The 17,752-nt window shown below is 51.7% G+C and carries 15 protein-coding genes and 1 pseudogene; 6 read left to right on the top strand and 10 right to left on the bottom strand.

Annotated elements, in window-relative coordinates:
• Positions 1 to 3: 3 nt before the first annotated feature.
• Together sucD and NT140_03110 are read left to right on the top strand one after the other, a co-directional pair.
• Complete coding sequence (gene sucD, locus NT140_03115) at positions 4 to 876, top strand: succinate--CoA ligase subunit alpha (protein MCX5830872.1); 873 nt, start codon at positions 4 to 6, stop codon at positions 874 to 876.
• Positions 877 to 1,031: 155 nt separating this feature from the next.
• Positions 1,032 to 2,735: a LysM peptidoglycan-binding domain-containing protein gene (locus NT140_03110; GenBank protein MCX5830871.1), complete on the top strand. Its 1,704-nt coding sequence runs from the start codon at positions 1,032 to 1,034 to the stop codon at positions 2,733 to 2,735.
• A 38-nt stretch (positions 2,736 to 2,773) separates the two neighbouring features.
• On the opposite strand, the gene NT140_03105 is transcribed toward NT140_03110, so the two are convergent.
• From NT140_03105 to NT140_03095, 3 genes are all read right to left on the bottom strand, one after another.
• Entirely contained in the window at positions 2,774 to 4,312 is a 1,539-nt protein-coding gene (locus NT140_03105) for a DUF4301 family protein (GenBank protein MCX5830870.1), read from the bottom strand.
• A 245-nt stretch (positions 4,313 to 4,557) separates the two neighbouring features.
• Positions 4,558 to 5,025, bottom strand: a complete 468-nt coding sequence (locus tag NT140_03100) for a universal stress protein (GenBank protein MCX5830869.1) — start codon at positions 5,023 to 5,025, stop codon at positions 4,558 to 4,560.
• A gap of 292 nt (positions 5,026 to 5,317) precedes the next feature.
• A complete protein-coding gene (locus tag NT140_03095; protein MCX5830868.1) occupies positions 5,318 to 7,072 on the bottom strand; it encodes a cobalamin-dependent protein in 1,755 nt (584 codons plus the stop codon).
• Between the two features lie 214 nt (positions 7,073 to 7,286).
• Here NT140_03095 and NT140_03090 point away from each other — a divergent pair, with 214 nt between their 5' ends.
• The gene (locus NT140_03090) at positions 7,287 to 8,246 is read left to right on the top strand and encodes a HAMP domain-containing sensor histidine kinase (protein MCX5830867.1); all 960 of its coding nucleotides are present in this window, start codon (positions 7,287 to 7,289) and stop codon (positions 8,244 to 8,246) included.
• A gap of 49 nt (positions 8,247 to 8,295) precedes the next feature.
• Positions 8,296 to 9,024, top strand: coding sequence for a response regulator transcription factor (locus NT140_03085; GenBank protein MCX5830866.1), 729 nt, complete (start codon positions 8,296 to 8,298; stop codon positions 9,022 to 9,024).
• Positions 9,025 to 9,052: 28 nt separating this feature from the next.
• Here NT140_03085 and NT140_03080 read toward each other — a convergent pair whose 3' ends face one another.
• The 6 genes from NT140_03080 to NT140_03055 all read right to left on the bottom strand — a co-directional run bounded on the left by NT140_03080 (position 9,053) and on the right by NT140_03055 (position 14,599).
• Complete coding sequence (locus NT140_03080) at positions 9,053 to 10,051, bottom strand: inorganic phosphate transporter (GenBank protein ID MCX5830865.1); 999 nt, start codon at positions 10,049 to 10,051, stop codon at positions 9,053 to 9,055.
• Complete coding sequence (locus tag NT140_03075) at positions 10,044 to 10,664, bottom strand: DUF47 family protein (protein MCX5830864.1); 621 nt, start codon at positions 10,662 to 10,664, stop codon at positions 10,044 to 10,046. The genes NT140_03080 and NT140_03075 overlap by 8 nt, the downstream gene beginning before the upstream one ends.
• 158 nt (positions 10,665 to 10,822) lie before the next feature.
• On the bottom strand, positions 10,823 to 11,311 hold the full coding sequence (locus tag NT140_03070) for a GNAT family N-acetyltransferase (GenBank protein ID MCX5830863.1): 489 nt from the start codon (positions 11,309 to 11,311) through the stop codon (positions 10,823 to 10,825).
• Positions 11,308 to 12,300 (bottom strand): D-alanine--D-alanine ligase, encoded by a 993-nt coding sequence (locus NT140_03065; GenBank protein MCX5830862.1) that lies wholly within the window; start codon positions 12,298 to 12,300, stop codon positions 11,308 to 11,310. The genes NT140_03070 and NT140_03065 overlap by 4 nt, the downstream gene beginning before the upstream one ends.
• A complete protein-coding gene (locus tag NT140_03060) occupies positions 12,297 to 13,295 on the bottom strand; it encodes an ATP-grasp domain-containing protein (protein ID MCX5830861.1) in 999 nt (332 codons plus the stop codon). Before NT140_03060 ends, NT140_03065 begins: the two co-directional genes overlap by 4 nt.
• Positions 13,292 to 14,599, bottom strand: coding sequence for a KamA family radical SAM protein (locus NT140_03055; GenBank protein ID MCX5830860.1), 1,308 nt, complete (start codon positions 14,597 to 14,599; stop codon positions 13,292 to 13,294). The genes NT140_03060 and NT140_03055 overlap by 4 nt, the downstream gene beginning before the upstream one ends.
• A 261-nt stretch (positions 14,600 to 14,860) precedes the next feature.
• Between NT140_03055 and mutM the strand changes: the two genes are divergently transcribed.
• Together mutM and NT140_03045 are read left to right on the top strand one after the other, a co-directional pair.
• A complete protein-coding gene (gene mutM / locus NT140_03050; protein MCX5830859.1) occupies positions 14,861 to 15,655 on the top strand; it encodes a bifunctional DNA-formamidopyrimidine glycosylase/DNA-(apurinic or apyrimidinic site) lyase in 795 nt (264 codons plus the stop codon).
• A gap of 206 nt (positions 15,656 to 15,861) precedes the next feature.
• Positions 15,862 to 15,942 (top strand): annotated as a pseudogene (locus NT140_03045) (S49 family peptidase).
• 53 nt (positions 15,943 to 15,995) lie between these two features.
• Here NT140_03045 and NT140_03040 read toward each other — a convergent pair.
• On the bottom strand, positions 15,996 to 17,750 hold the full coding sequence (locus NT140_03040; GenBank protein MCX5830858.1) for an AAA family ATPase: 1,755 nt from the start codon (positions 17,748 to 17,750) through the stop codon (positions 15,996 to 15,998).
• Positions 17,751 to 17,752 lie beyond the last annotated feature (2 nt).

Raw genomic sequence — 17,752 nt, 5'->3', positions numbered from 1 at the left:
CCAATGAGCATAATCATAGATGAAAAAACAAAAGTTGTGGTACAGGGCATGACGGGCAATGAAGGCCTCTTTCACACCCGGCAGATGGTGGAATACGGCACGAAAATAGTTGGTGGCGTAACCCCCGGCAAGGGCGGACAAACAGTGGAAAATATCCCTGTTTTTAATACCGTGGCTACAGCGGTGCAGGCAACGGGGGCCGATACGTCGGTCATCTTTGTCCCGCCGCCCTTTTCGGCCGACGCCATCATGGAAGCGGCCGATGCAGGGGTGAAAAATATCGTCTGCCTGACCGAGGGCATCCCCACCCTGGAAATGATGCAGGTGAAGATCTATCTGAAGGGGAAAGATATCAAGCTGATTGGTCCCAACACGCCAGGCATTATCTCGCCGGGGAGGTGCAAGATCGGCGTCATGGCCGGCTACATCCATAAGCAGGGCAGCATCGGCGTGATCTCGCGGAGTGGAACCCTGACCTACGAGGCGGTGGACTTTTTGACTAAGAGCGGCCTCGGACAGTCCACCTGCGTGGGTATCGGCGGCGACCCCATCATCGGGCTCAATTTCGTTGATCTGCTGGGGATGTTTGAAGCGGATCCGCAGACAGAAGCGGTGGTCATGATCGGTGAGATCGGGGGAACGGCCGAAGAGGATGCGGCCGCCTTCTTCAATAAGAACATGAAGAAGCCGATCGTAGCCTTCATTGCCGGCAAGACGGCGCCTCCCGGCCGGCGCATGGGGCATGCGGGCGCGATCGTCTCCGGCGGTTCGGGCACAGCGGCGCAAAAGATAGCAACGCTTGAAAATGCGGGCATTCCGGTTGTTGATTATCCGGAAATGATACCCGGGCAGATTAAGAAAATAATGCAAAAATAAAGAATCCTTAAGGTTGTAGTAAAAGGGGTATGTGTGAAGAAAAAGCGCCCTGCGGACAAGTATTTTAGGTTGACCTATGATACTGTTGATGGTAATTTTATATCCCAAGAAGAATAATGTAGACCTATGGAGGGAGATTCCATCAGGGGGAATATATGTGTCAGGCAATAAAAAAAGTGGAAGCAGGCGGGGGCAGATTTGAAATCTGTTCCCGAGAAGGTTGTTATCCCTTGCGCAGCCGCAAGTTTTCCCTGTTTTTTTGGGTACTGTCATTGCTGCTTGTCTTGCCGGCCGTATCACTTCGAGCGACCGAGGGTACTGCTCATCTTACCTTTCGCAAGGCGATTCTCAGTAAGGATAATGAAAAAGTCTATATTATCAGAAGCGGGGACACGATTGCCCGCATCGTCCGCAAACTGGGCTGGCCAGCCACGCGGCGTTACAAGGAGATCAAGCAGCTCAATCCTCACATCCCTGATTTAAACCGGATTTATCCCGGACAGAAGCTCCTCCTGCCGCATCCGGAACAACAAGAAGGCGCCACGGGCGATGCGCCGGGGGTGATTAATTACACGGCTAAAAAAGGTGATTCCCTAACCCGCATCATCATCTCCGAGCTGCAAGCCAGGCCAACGGAGCTGGCAAAAATATTAAGATTGATTAAACAGACGAACCCGGAAGTTGATGATTTAAATAAGATTTATCCCGGACAGGTTATAAAATTCACTCGTGGCGGTGATAGTGACCATCTCCCTCTTTCCACCCCGGCAGACGCTAAAGAAGAGAAAGTCCTAGCCATGAAAGCCCCTGCTACGGAGAAATATTTACCCATTATCCGTCATGTAATTGAGCAATTAAATGGCAAGGTAATTACTAATGGCAACCATTATATTCCCCTGCCCGAATCCGGTCAGGTTTCCATAGACTGCGCTACCATACCGGTTGTAGAACTGGGCGATGGGACGACGATTCTGCTGGATTTTGCGGGACGTCTGCCGGATGCTCTGGCAAGCATTATCCAGGTGCACTGGAAAAATTATCACATAGTGAAGTTTGCTGGCGGTCAGGATTTTGCCTCTGTCCTGCAGAAAATAATACTTTCTTCCCCATCCTTCCAGATGGTGAAGGTTGGGACGCCGTTATCTTTTGATGATCTCCCGCAGGTCAAGCTATCTTTGGACTGGCTAATCACCAGGAAGTCTGCCGCCGGAAGTGCGTTTTCTCAGTTGGGCCTGATTTTTGCTGCCGACAAATCACAGTTGCTGCCAAGTCCGGCAATATTTAAGTACGCACTGAAAAAAGGCATCCGTATCTGCGAGATTCTGGGGGATAAGGTGCAGGCCGGCGCCCCGGACACCGCTGAAATCCCGCCACTCCCGCAGATCAAGGGGGGCAGCAATGATGAACTACTCTATAATTTTCTTGTTTATCTCGGGTTGGGTCCCCTGCCGAACAGGGAAGTGAAGATATTCGACAGCCGGAAGGATGGCTTCGATCTGGCCATCAAAGCCGAATACATGATGCAGATGGGCGGCAAAACCATCTTGATTACGAAAAACAAATTGCCGCAGCAGTTCAGCGAGAGATTGAAGCAGGAGGGGATGACATCCTTTTCCCCGGCTCCGGGGGCAACGAAAATAAGCATCCTGCAAGGCGTTCTGGCCGCCCTCGATATTCCGTCCCAATTTGCCATTTTTTCTTTGCCTCCACCGCAAGAAAAGACCAGAGTCAATGTTTCTTTCCCTGCCCTGCAAGTTGTCGGAGAAAAAGGCTCCACCTATTTAATAGACTATGAGATCGGCAAGGAAATATATGAACTTCTGACGGGGCATTGGAAATTGAACATGATGCGCTACTAAGTCAGGGTGGTTACTGAAGAAGTTTCTCCGGTAAGCTCTCAGCCTTCCGGCAGGTGCTGGGGGCGCAGCAGATCGGCGATGATCTTGACCGGATTAAAGGTGGCGATGGGCACTTCTACAAAAACGGTATTCCAGCGGGCCATCGAACCGTTCCAGAGGCCGGGATGCTCCAGCACCGTAATCTTTCTTACTCCTTCCGTTTTCTGGGTCAAGGTCGCCGTCTGTGGATCGGAAAAGCGGGGCAGATCAAATTTTTGCGCCCGATAATTCCGCAAACCGCAAACCAGATCAACAGGATTAAAATGGGTGGCCGCCGACCAGACGGCTTTTTGTTGCTTGCTGCCCGCATCTATCTGTTGAGCCTCGACAATCTGCAGGGACTGCCCCTCCTCGCCGTCAATCCAGAAGGGCCCGCCGCCTGGTTCCCCCTCGTTTCTCACCATGCCGCAGACGCGCAGTGGGCGGTTTAGTTTCTGGATAATCGCCTCACGCTGTTGCGGCAGCGACGACCCGGTAAACGCCACGGGCAAGTTCCACTGGAGCTTCTGCCGACAGAAAAGCAGCGCTTCCCGGAGGACCTGTGCCTCCGCAATATCTCCCCCCGTCAGATTCCGCAGATGGCGAAAAATTGCTTCTTCCAAACGGATAAAATATCCCCCCAGAATTTTCTTGTGTAATATTATGGCAGGCTTCAACCGGTCCGGCGCAACATTGTCAATGTTTTTTATAAAAACGATATCCCCGTCGAGGGCCTGCAAGTTCGAAAGCAGCGCCCCGTGTCCTCCGGGCCGCAGGATGAGACGTCCCGCGCCGTCGCGGTAAAGTTCCTGCCCCTCGAGGGCAACCGTGTTGCTGGCGCCGGACTGACAGGAAAGTTCTGAATGGAATGTCACGCCGAATTGCTGTTCGTAGCCGGGCCTTATCTCTTCCAGGAAAGGGGAGATGACGGACAGATGCTCTTCGGAAACGGTGAAATGGAGGCTACATTCCTTGCGGTTGTCGGCCGCGTACAGGGCCGCTTCGACCAAGTGCTCCTCAAGGGCCGTGCGGCTGTGGCGGCCGTGATCATAGGCGTGGAATTTAATCAGTGCTTTTGGCAGCTTGGTATAGTTTAGCCCCTGCGGGGTCAGGATATATCGCAGAATCTGCGCCATATTTCCGTCTTGGAGCAGGGTTTCCATGTTTTCGCCCCGGAGCGCGACTGCTTCCTGCAGTTCCGGAAAGAAGGCAAACCTGGGCAAATTGCCGGCAAATTCAGCCGCCCCGGTTGTTTTTCCAAAGCCGCCCCGGACCATGGCGCTCTGCCAATTGATGAACATGCGGCTGGCCGCCCCGGAAGCGGGTACGAATTTCATAAACCTGCCGCGACTGGCGGCGGCGTCATGGAGCTTAACCAACTCCGCCTGCTCGGCCTCGGAAATGACAACGATCCCGTCGCCGCGCGTGGCGGGCCGGTTCAGCCTGAGCGGCGGCAACCCGCTTTTCAGCAGGGCAACCTGGGTGCGCACCTGGTCGGGGGATATGCCTATTTTTTTAAGCTGCTGCAAATCTGCGTCGGTCATGATATTGTCTGCCATCTTGCATCGTTTCCATTTTGCGAAGCGGAGGAATCTCTTATCATGAGTTGCCGTCGTTGAAAACACGGCGTAAGATCGGTTTTGAAGAAAAAACAGGGCCAAGCGTTTTCATTCCATCCGTATTTTTCTAACTTGACCATCCTGTCTCAAAAAAAGGCTCCCTTGTTGGTCTGCATGCCAACCGGGAGCCCTGTTTCTTACTCAATCCGCCCTAAAATAGGGGTGTTCATCTGGATGAGTCGAGGTTAAGCTTTATTTTTGCAGGGGATGATAAAGACCGGGATGGGACTGCGTCTGACGATTTTTTCGGCTACGCTTCCAATAAAGAGATAGTCCACTCCCGTTCTCCCGTGCGTGCCTATTACGATAATATCCATATTTTCCTCCCGACAGAATTTAAGGATTTCCTCATCTTCTCGACCGGATTTGGAAACAAATTTGACTTTAGTCTTATCTTTGATCTTATTCAAATATTGATCGTTATATTTTTTATCAATATCTTCCTGAATGGTTACCTTTAATTTGTCCCAATAATCCCTGGTCATGTAATTGTCTACATAGCTCGAATGGGGATTGACGGATATAATGTGAAGGATATAGAGGACAGCCTCATCTCTCTTGGCAATACCGAAAGCATAATCAAAGGCACAATCCGAATTTTCAGAAAAATCGGTACAGAAGAGCACTTTTTTGTACTTTGGATACTCAATCATTTTTCGTTCACCCCTTTCTTATTCCGTTAAATGTTCTGTTTTTCTAATAAGGTATTGCTTTCGCTGTTTGGCGAGTATAGGGCGGCCGTTTTGGCTTGTCAAGGGATATTTTGGTATCAAAAAGCAGGGGTTGGCGATGCGATTGGTTAAGGAAATTATACAGCCGCTCACGAGCGGTCCCATTTCCTTGGCCATTCGTCTCGCATGATGTTACGTCTATCCTATAGGTAAAGTTGTAAAAATACCAAGCCAATACTTTTTTTTAAGAGGTCCGGGCCGATCGGCAAACTGCTCATGTGGAGCTTTCCAGCACCGGCGCCGGGCTTCCGGAATCCCAGGTTGTTTGCGGCACGGGTATTTTTACGCGCCCGGGGTGACGATTTTCCAGCGTCAGGGCGGCGGCATTCTTCTCATAGGCGCAAGCAGGCTCATAGGTCAAACCTTTAGCCAGACGGGCCTCCTCTTTTCTCAAAGACCAGTAGGCAAAGCGCCCGATCAGTGGAGCGGCTATTCTTGTTACCAAACCAAAGGTGGCATAGATATCCTGCAGCAGTGCATCCATCTTGCCGGCCAGACGGTCATTGCCGCGATACCACTTTTTCATGGCCCAGACGGCGCCCGCATAGGTCGAACGGACGGGAAAGACCTCCCGTGCAAAACGCTGCCGCACCCGCCGATCCGGATGATCTTTATACCGCTGCCAACCCCGCAGCAGGACGTCAATCAGACGGGCCAGACTGGGACCATTCAGCGCAAAATCCCGCTTAAAGGCGGCGAGGAGGAAGCGTTCTTCATCTCCGTTTTTGATATTATTGTGGCGATAACTGAAACGATATTGACCATGTCCGTCGGCCAGAGGAAATTCGGTCTCCGGGAAAAGCGTGCCCTCGCGGCGGCGTGTTTCGTAGAGGGGCGTCCCCGGGTTCGGCATATAGAGCATGAACTGGTGAAAGACCGTGTTGTGGCTCACGGCATGCTCGATAACGGCCTCGATATTCTCCGGGGTATGATCGTCCAGGCCGATGATGGAGGAGCCGAGCACCCGGATCCCGTGCGCCTGCATACGCTGCACGAGCTGATGCGTATCCACCCCGCTGAGCTTCTGATAACTGCTCTGCTTGCCTTCCAGCCCCATCCAGACCCAGCCGATCCCCAGCTCTACCAATTGCTCGATGGTATATGATTCCAGAACTCGCGCGGAACTGAAAACGTATAGAGACCAGCTTTTCTGATGGCTGGCCATCAATTCCAGGAGACGCAGGGCCCGCTTTTTGTGGAGCAGAAAATTTTCATCGAGAACAAAAAAGGAGTTGGTTTTCAGTTCGTCGGCAATCCGGGACATAGTGGCAAAAAGCTCGTCGCCCGTTTCAAAAAAGTTAATGAAATTGCCTTTGCCGCCGAAGAGGGCCGAGGTGGAACAGAAATTACAGCCCACCGGACAGCCGACGGAAGGGATGAGGATGGCCGCTGTTCCGCCCGGTCTCGCGTTAAGATTAATGCCCATCATCCGGCCGCCCAAACCGGAAATGACCGCTGGATGGCGAATCGCAGCGTCTTCCGCTTCTCCTAAGAAACGGCGGAACCAGCGGATGCCGTCGCCCTTGACAATGACATCGGCGTCAATCATCTGGCCGATGTCGTCCTTACCGGCAATATGGCCTCCGATCACAATCAGGGTCTGCGGGCTGTATTGCCGGATTAGTTTGCACATCCGTTGCACCTTCCCCACATTGGGAATAATGGCGCCAATACCGATGACATCATACTCATGTTCTCTGATTTCTTGGATAAAACGTTCCTGGGAAGGAAAATCCAGCAGCGTACAGGGGGCGTCAATGTTGGCCTGGATCATTAGCAGTCCAAAGGTGCGATGAAACATGCGCAACGAAAAGCCGCCCTGCTCCCTGGTGACCTGATTCTGATAGAGTTCCATGGGGTTGATGGCACGGCTGCCATATTCGTCATCCCGGGCATAAGGCCCGAAAACACTCGCCAGTAAAATACGCGTCTCTTTCCCCCGGGGGGAAATGGTTACCTCCGAATTCATGTTTGCCTCCTGATCGCTTGTCTGTTCAACCTGCCAATACCGCCTCCCCCATTTACTACTAAAGGGAGGCGCCGAATATTCCCTGGTGACTTTCGGACATCCTACAAGGAGTGATTATCTAATGAAAGCGGTAATTTACGTTTTACAAAAGTTTTACAAATCAGATTATCGGGTTACCAGTTGACTCTTTTTTTCGATTGTGTAAAAATAAACCATGGTCAAGCGATTTCCATGGTTTTTACACCCAGTTTTTATTTTTATTTTTTCCATCCTGGCGCTGGCGACTTCTCTCTTTCTTTATATCTACTGGTACATCAGAGTCAGCACGGGGCTGCAGGCCCTGGTGCGCCGTTACAATCTTGACGCCAGCCAGTTCCTGGAGGCCCAAACTTGGGTGGTCATTCTCGTCCTCTCGATCCTGGTCGCTATCATCCTGACCGGCACCCTCATCATCTTTATTTACAGCCAGAAGATGGTGCGTCTTAACTGGCTGCAGCACGAATTCATCAATAACTTCACGCATGAATTGAAAACTCCGGTCACTTCCCTGAAGCTCTATTTAGAAACGTTTTTAAAGCATGAACTGACGCGAGAAGAACAGATCAAATACATCCGTTATATGCTTCAGGATACGGAACGTCTGGCGGAACATATCAACCGGATCCTGAATCTAGCCAAGATCGAAACGAAGACCTACGGGGGGGAGTTTGTCACTGCCGACCTGGTGCAAACGGTGCAGCAATTCCAACAGCACAACATTCATCTCTTCAGGAATTGCATTATCCGGATACACGATCCTGGTAAGGCTTTCTTATACCCGATTAACCAACCCCTCTTTGAGATGCTCGTGATGAATATCCTCACTAATGGCATTAAATACAACGACAGTGAGCAGCCCGTTATTGATATTCGTTTTGTGCGGATAAAAAATAAACTGCACATCCGGTTTGAAGATAACGGCATCGGCATAGAAAAGGGGGACTTAAAAAAGATTTTTCGGAAATTTTACCAGGCCGCCGCCGGTCGGCCGGAAAGTTTGTTGCCCAGGGGCAGCGGGCTGGGTCTTTATCTGGTCCAGAATATCGCCCGGATGCACAAGGGAAAGGTCATCGCGGCCAATCGGCCGGAAGCGGGGGCGGTGTTTACCCTCATCCTGCCTGCTCAGCGGGTCTGATTGGTCGTGGGGGTCGGTTGCGTCACGAAATATAACAGGGGTTGAAAACATGGAATCTTCAGGCAAAAAACGTATCCTCATCATTGAAGACGACAGCCATATTGCCGAGGGCATCAAGCTGAATCTCCTGCTGCAGGGGTATGAGGTGGATATCGCCCCGGACGGGGTCGCAGGCTTGCAGAAATGGCAGACCGGCCAGCCCCATTTGATTATCCTCGACATCATGATGCCCGGTATGGACGGCTTTTCTGTCTTGCAGAGCATCCGACTGCAGGATGAGCGGTTGCCGGTCCTTATTCTCTCGGCCCGCGGCAGCCTGGAAGACCGGGTCAAGGGCCTGACCTGCGGCGTGGACGACTATCTGGCCAAACCGTTCAATCTGGAAGAGTTCTTGCTGCGCGTGGAAAGACTCCTGGCCCGCGCCTCCTGGGCCGACAACGGGGACAAAAACATTTCGACACCCCCCGAATACAACTTCGGCAGCAACCGGATTGATTTCAGCACTGCCACGGCCTATGTCCGCGGCAGCCAGATCGCACTTACGGAACAGGAAGTGAAGCTTTTAAAGCTCTTCATTTCCCACCGGGGCCAGCCGCTCTCAAGAAAGCAGATCCTGGAAATAGGCTGGGGATACACGGGGATCGTCACCACCCGTACCGTGGACAACTTCGTCGTCCGGCTCCGCAAATATTTCGAAGCGGATCCGCAAAACCCAGTCTATTTCAAGAGCCTCCGCTCCGTCGGATACATGTTTGACCACCCGGAGCCTCATATCTGAAACAACCTGCGACATGATTATCGGATTATTAAAAGAAGCTTTCCAGGATCAGGAAAAGAGAAGCGGCAAGCATGGCGCAGACGGGAATGGTTAACACCCATGCCCAGATGATGGCGCCGACTATTCCCCAGCGGACGGCGGTAAGTCTATGGGTAGCACCGACCCCCATGATGGCGCCGGTAATGGTGTGGGTCGTGCTGACGGGAATGCCGGCATATGATGCCCCGAAGAGGGCGACAGCGGCCGCCGTTTCGGCGCAGAACCCCCCCATGGGTCGGAGCTTGGTGATTTTTGTACCCATGGTTTTGACAATCCGCCAGCCGCCGGCCATCGTTCCCAGGGCAATAAAGACATAGCAGAGCAGCACAATCCAGAAAGGTATATAGAACTTGGGTCCCAGGTAACCACGGCTGAAGAGAATCATGGCGATGATACCCATGGTTTTCTGGGCGTCGTTCATGCCGTGGCCGAGGCTGTACATCGCCGCCGATAATAACTGCAGCTTGCGGAACAGTTTATCCGCTTTGGCAACGTTGGAATTACGACTGAGATTCAGAACCGCAACCATCATCAACAGGCCCAGAACAAGACCTATCGCAGGGGAAAGAATAATAAAAATGGTCGTCTTGGCTATTCCGGCAAAAACGAGGGCCCCCGTGCCGCCTTTGACCAGCCCGACGCCGATGAGGCCCCCGATCAGGGCGTGGGACGAACTACTGGGCAATCCGAAGTACCAGGTCAACAGGTTCCAGATAATCGCGCCGCCCAAGGCAGCCAGGATCAGATGATCTTCAATCATGTCGGGATGGATGATGCCGGTTCCGATGGTCTCGGCCACGCTGGTGCCGACGAGAAAGGCAGCCGCAAAATTAAAAAAAGCCGCCCAGATGACGGCATACCGGGGGGACAGCACCCGGGTGGAAACTATCGTGGAAATGGAGTTGGCCGAGTCGTGGAAGCCATTGATATAATCGAAGGATAAGGCCACCAGAACCACAAAAATGACGAACAGCAGGGAGTTATCCATTTTTCAGAACGATACCCTCGGCAATGTTGGAAACATCTTCACAGACATCAATGGCTTCTTCGAGCCTTTCGTAGATTTCCTTCCACTTGATCAACTCAAAGACGTCTTTTTCCTTTTCAAACAATTCGGCAATAGTCGTTCTTAAAACTACATCGCCATCGTTTTCCAGGGTATTGACTTCCACGCAGGCATCCAGAATCATTCGCGCATTCTTCATGTCTCGCATGCCATGGACAATGATTATTATCTTTTGCACGGCCTTGTCGAGTATCCGGGCCAGCAAGATAATCGCTTCCGACGGACGCTTGACTTTATAAAGGTTCAGCCGCATGGCGGATGCCTCGATCATATCTATTACACTGTCCATCTTGTTGACCAGGGCGTAAATATCCTCGCGATCCAACGGGGTGAGAAAGGTTTTATGCATCTTCTCGTACGTTTTATGGGTGATACTATCGGCCTCATGCTCTATCTGCTTCAGGCGGGCAATATCCTCATCGGAATATTCGTACTTCTCTACCATGGCCAGAAAGAATTTTACCCCTTCTTCGATCTTCGCGGCCAGTTCCTCAAAAAGATCAAAAAACTTCTCCTCTTTGGGTATAAAACGCATCCCCTATCTCCTTCTCATTTGCAAAAACTGTTGGTAATCGTCGGCAGGTAATTAAATAATCTGTGCCAAATATATAGGGTGATTTCTATCCAATTATCCTAAAAAAAGCAATATGTTTTTGTGCCGAGGGACTCCACAGGATAATTGTTTGATGGCGCTTAAAGGGCCTTCACAAAGATAATCTTGCTATCGCCGGGGGCGTAAAAATCTTCCAGAAAGGCCTCCTGACGGTAGCCGCAGGCGAGATAAAAGGCCACCGTCTTTTCATATTGCGGGCGGGCCGAGGTCTCGATGTAAATCCTGCTGCCGCCCCGCTTCCGGATCAGGGCTTCACTCCGTGACAGGAGGTCCTTTCCGATGCCGCGCTGGCGAAGATGGTTGGCTACGGCGATCCAGTATAAATCATAGCTATGGAGGCTGCCCGGTATGGGTCCGAAACAGGTATAACCGGCCACTTTGCCCGCCTGTTCGGCAAAGAGAAAATAGTAGCCGCTCTCCTCGCCCTCTGACAATCGTGCTTCCACTAACTCGGCGGCAATGGCGACCTCGTCGTCCGAAAAAAAGCCGCTGGCCTTGACGATGGCGCGGACGGCCTCCTGGTCTGCGGCAATAACTTCCTCGCGATAAGTTAAACCGGATGCCTTCATGCCCCTTCTTTCTGCGGGATATCCTGGATGATCCTGCCGATCAGTCCGTTATAGTCCAGGCCGTCCCTCGCCGCGGCCGCCACAAAACCGCCGTCGGGCGACAGGCAGGGATTGGCGTTTATCTCCAGTACCCAGGGTTGGCCGGCCTCGTCAATCCGAAAATCAACGCGGGCATAACCGCGCAGCTTAAATACTTCCCAGCAGTGAGTGGAAATAGCGGATAGTTGTCTCAACAATGGTTCATCCTGCGGGGGGAAATCAAACGTGCGCCGGGTGTGTTCGTATTCAAAAGAATCAGGCGTCCATTTGGCGTCGTAGCAAAGCATGCGCACCTTGTCGGGGGGATAATCGGCAAAGATTATTTCGGCCGGGGGCAAAACCTCGACGCCTGCTGCACGGGCCAGCAGGGCAATATTCAGCTCTCTGCCGTCTACAAAGGCCTCTGCAAAGCAGGCGCCACCGAGACGCTCACGCAAGGCCAGGATTTTACTCCGTAATTGTTCGATGTCAGAGGGATAGAATACAGCGCTCTCATCGAGCCCCAGGGAGGCATGCTCCCACTCTGACTTAATGATGTACCGGGTCATCTTCAGCGCGGCCGGCCAGGGGCCGTCAACAGATAAACAGTCCGGTGTGGCGATTCCGGCCATGCGCATGATGTTTTTAGCCGTGATTTTTCCCGAGCTCAAGAACATGGCCTCGGCTTGGGCCCCCGTATAGGGCAACTGGAGGGCGTCCAGGAGCAGAGGCGCACAGGGGATCAAGTTGCCCCGGCCTTCGATTGCCTCCACTAGGTTAAAGACAAAAGCAGGTTTTACGGCCAGCAAATTATCGGCCGCCTCGGTCATGTTCAGGGAGAGGGCAACCGGGACAGGCTCATATCCCAATTGGGCCAGGGCCTGGGAAACGCAGGCAACTTGCACCAGCACATCCTGCTCGTCCTGGGCGGCGCCGGCCATAACCTTGCCATGTAGAACGGCGACCTTCACGCAGCATTGCCCCTAAGCATACCCTGGCGCTTCCAGGCCGAATCCATGATAAACCCGATCAACTGGTGGTAACTGATGCCCTTCAGGGTGCAAATAATGGGCAGATCAGAATGCCGGGGATGCAAGCCCGCTAATGGATTTACTTCGATAAAGCAGGGCTGTCCCTCAGCGTCGGCACGCAGGTCTACCCGGCCCCCATCACGGCAGCCGAGCCCGCGCCAGGCCGCGAGGGCAATCTCCGCCGCCCGCCCGGCGGCCTCATCATCAACAAGACGGTACTCCACGAGCTCTGCGTAACGTTCCTTATTAACGTAGGAATAGGCGTTTTGCTCGGCATTGTCCTTGAGCATAACCTCCACCACGCCCAGCACCACCGCCTCAGGGCCTGTACCCACGATGCCCACGGTAAATTCCCGTCCGGGCAGGTAAGTCTCCACCAGGACCGGCTGATCGAATTTTTCGAGCAACTGCCGGCAAATCATCTCCAGGTCTGCGGGCGAAGATATCCTGGACGCGGCATTGATGCCCTTCCCTGTTCCTTCCGCCACGGGCTTGGCGAAGAGCGGGAAGGGTAGCTGCACCAGCGGAAGGTCATCAAGGGTATGCAAAACGAAAAAATCAGGCGTGGGAATGCCCAGGGCGCGGACAACGTCCTTGGTCATCCCTTTATGGAGTGTCAGACTCAGCACCAAGGAATCGGAAAAAGTATAAGGGATGCGGTAAGCCTCCAGCAAGGCCGGTATCTGGGCCTCCCGGCCGAAGCCGTGCAGACCTTCAGCAATATTGAAGACCATATCCCAGCGTTCACCGGCCGCCAGATGTTCTACGAGAGCTCTGATATTGCCGATGCGCTGCACGGAGTAACCATGCTCCAAAAGAGATCCTTCCAGCGCATCAATCGTATCCACGCGATCAAATTCCGCGGTTTCCTCTTTAGAGTATCCAGCAGCCAGATAATCGTCGCGCAGGTCATAGGTGATGCCGATGTTCCTCAATGAACAATCACCTGGGGCTGGATGCAGTCCGTATAACGGTAAAATCCGCCGACATAATTCCGGAGGATCAAATCATTACCCTCCCTGCCCACTAAGTATTCCGGTAACAGGGGGATCTTGCCGCCGCCGCCGGGAGCGTCAATCACATAGGAGGGAACGGCATAACCGGTCGTATGTCCGCGTAATCCCTCGATTATTTCCAACCCCTTACTGATGGGGGTGCGAAAATGCGACGAACCGGGAATGGGATCGCACTGGTAGAGATAGTACGGCTTGACCCGGAACTGAAGCAGGCCGCGCATCAAGCGCTTCATCGTCTCTACATCGTCGTTGATTCCGGCCAAAAGGACCGTCTGCGAGCCGAGCGGAATACCGGCATCGGCCAGGCGCTTGCAGGCCCGATACATCTCGGGCGTCAACTCATCGGGATGGGTTACGTGGATGCTCATCCACAACGGATGATGACGTTTGAGGACGCGAATCAAGTCCGGCGTGATGCGCTGCGGCATTACGGCCGGTACCTTGGTGCCGATCCTCACTATTTCCACATGCGGGATCATTTGCAGACGCGACAAAAGCCAATCCAGCTTTTCATCGCTTAAAGTCAGCGGATCACCGCCGGAAAGCAGCACATCACGAATATCGGGATTGCCCGCTATGTAGGCGAGGCCTTGCTCCCACTGCCGGGCATCGTCATGGTACTGATGGCTGCCGCCCACCATCCGCGAGCGCGTGCAGTAGCGGCAATAAGTTGAACAGTAATCAGTGACCAGAAACAGGACGCGATCGGGATAGCGGTGGACGATGCCGGGGACGGGGCTGTCACGTTCTTCTGCCAGCGGATCATCCTGCTCTCCGCTGCTTAACGTGCCTTCCTCCAGGGAGGGGATGACCGTGCGACGCAGGCGATCATCGGCCTCGGAGACACTGAGCAGACTGGCATAGTAAGGCGTAATCGCTAAAGGCAGTGACGTGCCATTCGCCACGGCAAATCGTTCCATGCCGGAGAGGCTTATCAATTCTGCTAACTTGGCTACATTGGTGATGCGGTTTCGTAATTGCCAGCGCCAATCATTCCAGGCCTGGTAAGTGGTGGTGGGGTAAAAACGTTTACGAAAGCTGCGAGATACGGGGTTTTCTTGGAAAACTACGGGCTTACCCTTAGTTTTCATAAGAAAAGCGGGGGGATGGGACAGAACAGGTGGAGTTGGAAAAAAATCTGCCCCGGAGTTTATTAAATCTTGCGAACTGGTTGACCTACCTGGAGGCTCTGCCTCTTCTACAAACAGGGGGTCTTCTTCCATTATTTTACCTCCTTTACCATGTTATTGTAAAATTCTACCTCCTCTTGTTAAACCACCCCTACACGATGCCGCTTTTTTCTTATGAACGGACTTGAAATAGAGCACCGGCTACCGTTCATAACTCATCGTTTTCTTTGCGTCGCTCTACTCTCATTGAATCGGCGTGTCAATATATATTTTGCATTTTTTTAAAGAAAATTTCTTGACATGAACCGGGGGAAAATGAAAGGAGGTCAAAAGAGCAAAATAGGAGGAAAACAGGTGCCTGAGCTGCCCGAAGTTGAGACGTTATGCAGACAACTGCAAGAGGTTGTATCCGGGGAGATAATCCTGTCAGCACGCATACTTGACTCCAAGTTGGGCCGGTTGGGAAAATTGGCCGGCCGAACTATGGCCGCGCCCTATCGCACCGGCAAAGGTCTCAATCTGCCTCTGGGCGACGGAAAGGCGCTCCGGTTGCATCTGCGCATGACGGGCCGGCTGCTGTGGCTGCCGAATCAGTCGGCGGACCAGCCACCCCCCGAACTGCCCCATACCCGCTTCGTAATGACCTTCAGCCACGGCCGGTTGGCCTTGATTGATCCGCGTCGCTTTGCCACGCTGGCCTTGACGGACGATACTCCTCCTACGCGGGCGCCCTTTGATCCCCTGGAGAAATTCTCGCCCCGCCTTTTGTGGTCAAGTGTGCGCAGTAAAAGACTGCCTATTAAATCATTTCTCCTGGATCAGCGCGCCGTTGCCGGGATCGGCAATATTTATGCCTGTGAGATCCTCCACCGCGCCTCCATCAATCCCTGGCGACCCACCAGCGATTTGTCGCTCGCGGAATGGCAGAAGCTGGCCAAGACGGCCAAGGCGATTTTGCGGAAGGCCATAGTCTGCCGCGGCACAAGCGTCTCGGATTGGCGCGACCTCTTTGGACAGCAGGGGGAATACCAGCACCACCTGCAGGTTTATGGGCGGGCCGGGGAGCCTTGTTCACATTGTGGGGGTACCGTAACGCGGCTCAAGTTGGGAGGGAGGGGCACCTTTTTTTGTCCGGGCTGTCAGAAGTAGGAAACAGTTCAGCTTTTTAAGCTTCCCGATGAAATTAAGAGGGCCAGATAGGCATCCGTCCCTGATGGCGTAGACATTTTGACCTGAACAAAATCCAGTTTTGCATTGACATACAAAAATTTTTTCCCTATACCACCCAACCAACCCCCCCTTCGGCTTTAAATAGGCGGAGAATATGCCAACTTGGAACAAAGTTTTATCTGAGCCTCGACTTAATTCTTCACACACTTGGCGGCGATATTGCAGCCACCGAATCCATTGTCTATTACTTGAAAAAAATGTTTGGTGCCGCCAATGTGGAAGTTCCAGACCTCCTCCGGCACACCCGGAAACCTTATGTCTATGAAATTTCTTCGACCACTTTTTTAAGCCTTTCAAAAAAAACTTTGACGTCCTCATGAATTTCATTAAAGTTCATGTTTGTTGCTACGGCTTCTCTGATTAATTCTACTGATGGATTTTCTTTGCGCAGTTGCTGAAAGAGAGCGTCTTTGTTTTCAAATAGTATTTTTTTCCCATCTACAACCATAAAAATATTCGCCTTGAGATTTCCCCAACTTTTACCTTCAGGCAGGGTTAGGTTTTCACTACTAAAAAAATCACGTATTCGATCTATGAAAGGTTGGACAAAGAGATCATCATTTTCAATGCCAAGTTGTTTGGCCGTTGCTCGTATCCATGCATCGGGTACCAGTAAATAATTCTCAATATTCTTACGTTTCCATTCGTATAATGCAAGGTTATCAGTATCTGGGTGAAATGCGCTTTCGCTGTCGTCATAATCAAACAGCATTATACGCTGCACCTTGGGGATAATTTGTCTTAAAGCATTAAAATGCCTGTCCGCATTGTCTTTCATTTGGCTTTTGCTGCCGCCACCCATTGATCTAAAGCAAACCTTATCAAAGGCCTCTTCCGCTCCGCATGTTTTTGCCCATCCACGTAAGATGCGTTCATCACTTTCTCCCTCAACGTATAGGATAACTGGAGAAGACCATAATTGAGCTAATTCGGCATTGGACACTTCAGCCATCGCTTGAAGAACTTGAGGGGTGGATTCCACCCGTTTGGGGATCTGACCAAGCATGGAGATTAACTGGCTGACATCAACACCTCGGACAAATTCCTCAGCATGCGTACCAATCAGGAACTGCACGTTTCGTTCATTCGATTTGCGTTTGAAATAATCGAGAATTTCTCTCTGTAGATTTACATGCAGATGTGCATCCGGTTCATCAAGAAGTATTGTAGTTGGACAATATCCGTAGAGAAATGCCAGCAGGGTCAGGGTCTGATGAAAACCGCTGCCGCCTGCTATCAAGTCATAAGCTTTATCATTTTGAATGTACTCACAAGTGATCTGCGTATCAACTCCACGTATATACTTTGGTTCTCTCAATTTAACGGAAAACCATTTTAAAATCATTTCTTTGATTTCATTCCAGTCGGGTGGCGCTTTGTAAGTTTTTTTTGTGGGCGTTGAAGGATCAGCCACATCCTTTTGTGCCACACGTAAGAGAAGATTGCGAAGGACGCTGCCGGGCTGGGCTTTACCCACTTGTTTCCTCAGGGGGCCATCGTCGCGCCATTCCTCAGAAGGTTCAAGACCGGAGAATGGGGGGACATATGCAATAATTGGTAGGGATCCCTTTTTTTCTAAATCCCTGAATTTTTCCCAACCCTCTGTGGGGATGGCATATATGGTTTGGGGCGAGCTATATCTCAGTTGAACGCCAAATGTATCTGACTTTCCATCTATACCCTGCCAATCCACATGAATCTCAATAAGAATGTATTTTTGACGTTTTACACCCTTTTCATCAGGTGGCCATTCACGATCCGTGCGATTGCGCCATAATAAATTGAATTCCGGTAATGGTAATGCAGTAAAGTTGGGTAAAATAACCTGGATACCTTTCGATCCGCTCCGATTGGATCGATGAAATTCATCGAGACAAAACTGCCATATGGCAAGGGCCTGCAGAATGGTACTTTTACCACAATTATTTCTTCCCACCAGCAAATCAAATTTTGTAAATTCATATGATTGTTCATTTATGCTCTTAAAATTGCGCAGAGTCAGTTTTGTAATCATTT

It is taken from the genome of Deltaproteobacteria bacterium, from assembly GCA_026388415.1.
Classification (GTDB): domain Bacteria; phylum Desulfobacterota; class Syntrophia; order Syntrophales; family JACQWR01; genus JAPLJV01.
This window is presented reverse-complemented; position numbering and strand designations above follow the sequence as displayed.

Excerpts from the sequence above, each read along its gene's own strand:
- sucD (MCX5830872.1), top strand. The coding sequence starts at position 4 with ATGAGCATAATCATAGATGAAAAAACAAAAGTTGTGGTACAGGGCATG.
- NT140_03110 (MCX5830871.1), top strand. The coding sequence starts at position 1,032 with ATGTGTCAGGCAATAAAAAAAGTGGAAGCAGGCGGGGGCAGATTTGAA.
- NT140_03105 (MCX5830870.1), bottom strand. The coding sequence starts at position 4,312 with ATGGCAGACAATATCATGACCGACGCAGATTTGCAGCAGCTTAAAAAA.
- NT140_03100 (MCX5830869.1), bottom strand. The coding sequence starts at position 5,025 with ATGATTGAGTATCCAAAGTACAAAAAAGTGCTCTTCTGTACCGATTTT.
- NT140_03095 (MCX5830868.1), bottom strand. The coding sequence starts at position 7,072 with ATGAATTCGGAGGTAACCATTTCCCCCCGGGGGAAAGAGACGCGTATT.
- NT140_03090 (MCX5830867.1), top strand. The coding sequence starts at position 7,287 with ATGGTCAAGCGATTTCCATGGTTTTTACACCCAGTTTTTATTTTTATT.
- NT140_03085 (MCX5830866.1), top strand. The coding sequence starts at position 8,296 with ATGGAATCTTCAGGCAAAAAACGTATCCTCATCATTGAAGACGACAGC.
- NT140_03080 (MCX5830865.1), bottom strand. The coding sequence starts at position 10,051 with ATGGATAACTCCCTGCTGTTCGTCATTTTTGTGGTTCTGGTGGCCTTA.
- NT140_03075 (MCX5830864.1), bottom strand. The coding sequence starts at position 10,664 with ATGCGTTTTATACCCAAAGAGGAGAAGTTTTTTGATCTTTTTGAGGAA.
- NT140_03070 (MCX5830863.1), bottom strand. The coding sequence starts at position 11,311 with ATGAAGGCATCCGGTTTAACTTATCGCGAGGAAGTTATTGCCGCAGAC.
- NT140_03055 (MCX5830860.1), bottom strand. The coding sequence starts at position 14,599 with ATGGAAGAAGACCCCCTGTTTGTAGAAGAGGCAGAGCCTCCAGGTAGG.
- NT140_03040 (MCX5830858.1), bottom strand. The coding sequence starts at position 17,750 with ATGATTACAAAACTGACTCTGCGCAATTTTAAGAGCATAAATGAACAA.